Below are 1,898 nucleotides of genomic sequence, written 5' to 3'. Positions count from 1 at the left end.
TGTCCATCCCGGTCCTCTCGTACTAAGGACAGCTCCTCTCAAATTTCCTACGCCCACGACGGATAGGGACCGAACTGTCTCACGACGTTCTGAACCCAGCTCGCGTACCGCTTTAATGGGCGAACAGCCCAACCCTTGGGACCGACTACAGCCCCAGGATGCGATGAGCCGACATCGAGGTGCCAAACCTCCCCGTCGATGTGGACTCTTGGGGGAGATAAGCCTGTTATCCCCAGGGTAGCTTTTATCCGTTGAGCGATGGCCCTTCCATGCGGAACCACCGGATCACTAAGCCCGACTTTCGTCCCTGCTCGACTTGTAGGTCTCGCAGTCAAGCTCCCTTATGCCTTTACACTCTTCGAATGATTTCCAACCATTCTGAGGGAACCTTTGGGCGCCTCCGTTACCTTTTAGGAGGCGACCGCCCCAGTCAAACTACCCACCTGACACTGTCTCCCACCTCGATAAGAGGTGCGGGTTAGAATTTCAATACAGCCAGGGTGGTATCCCACAGGCGCCTCCACCGAAGCTAGCGCTCCGGCTTCATAGGCTCCCACCTATTCTGTACAAACTATACCGAAATTCAATATCAAGCTGTAGTAAAGCTCCATGGGGTCTTTCCGTCCTGTCGCGGGTAACCTGCATCTTCACAGGTACTATAATTTCACCGAGTCTCTGGTTGAGACAGTGCCCAAATCGTTACACCTTTCGTGAGGGTCGGAACTTACCCGACAAGGAATTTCGCTACCTTAGGACCGTTATAGTTACGGCCGCCGTTTACTGGGGCTGCAATTCAGAGCTTCTCCTTACGGATAACCCCTCCTCTTAACCTTCCAGCACCGGGCAGGTGTCAGCCCCTATACTTCACCTTGCGGTTTCGCAGAGACCTGTGTTTTTGCTAAACAGTCGCTTGGGCCTTTTCACTGCGGCTCTCCTAGGCTTGCACCCAAGAAAGCACCCCTTCTCCCGAAGTTACGGGGTCATTTTGCCGAGTTCCTTAACCAGAGTTCTCTCGCTCACCTTAGGATTCTCTCCTCGCCTACCTGTGTCGGTTTGCGGTACGGGCACCATTTATCTCGCTAGAAGCTTTTCTTGGCAGTGTGGAATCAGGAACTTCGGTACTTAATTTCCCTCGCCATCACAGCTCAGCCTTATGATGAGCGGATTTGCCTACTCATCAGCCTAACTGCTTGGACGTGCATATCCAACAGCACGCTTACCCTATCCTCCTGCGTCCCTCCATCACTCACAAGATAATAGGTGGGACAGGAATATCAACCTGTTGTCCATCGCCTACGCTTTTCAGCCTCGGCTTAGGTCCCGACTAACCCTGAGCGGACGAGCCTTCCTCAGGAAACCTTAGGCATACGGTGGACAGGAGTCTCACCTGTCTTTCGCTACTCCTACCGGCATTCTCACTTCTAAGCACTCCACCAGTCCTTACGGTCTGACTTCACTGTCCTTTGAACGCTCCCCTACCACTGAGAAGTAAGTATCAATCCCCAGCTTCGGAGATATGTTTAGCCCCGGTACATTTTCGGCTCAGGGTCACTCGACTAGTGAGCTATTACGCACTATTTAAATGGTGGCTGCTTCTGAGCCAACATCCTAGTTGTCTGTGCAACCCCACATCCTTTACCACTTAACATATACTTTGGGACCTTAGCTGTTGATCTGGGCTGTTTCCCTTTCGACTACGGACCTTATCACTCGCAGTCTGACTCCCACGGATAAGTATTTGGCATTCGGAGTTTGACTGACTTCGGTAACCCGTTGGGGGCCCCTAGTCCAATGAGTGCTCTACCTCCTATACTCTCACTCGTGAGGCTAGCCCTAAAGCGATTTCGGGGAGAACCAGCTATGTCGAGGTACGATGGGAATGTCTCCGCTGCCCACAC

1 rRNA gene is annotated in these 1,898 nt (G+C 52.6%); it reads right to left on the bottom strand.

Features of this window, described 5'->3' with window-relative positions:
- Positions 1 to 1,898: ribosomal RNA gene (locus ACK5IN_RS09975) — 23S ribosomal RNA — on the bottom strand; the annotation flags it as partial.

The organism is Microbacterium sp. (assembly GCF_047971895.1).
GTDB lineage: Bacteria > Actinomycetota > Actinomycetes > Actinomycetales > Microbacteriaceae > Microbacterium.
The sequence above is the reverse complement of the archived record's forward strand: the minus strand, read 5'-3'. Positions and strand labels throughout refer to the sequence as shown.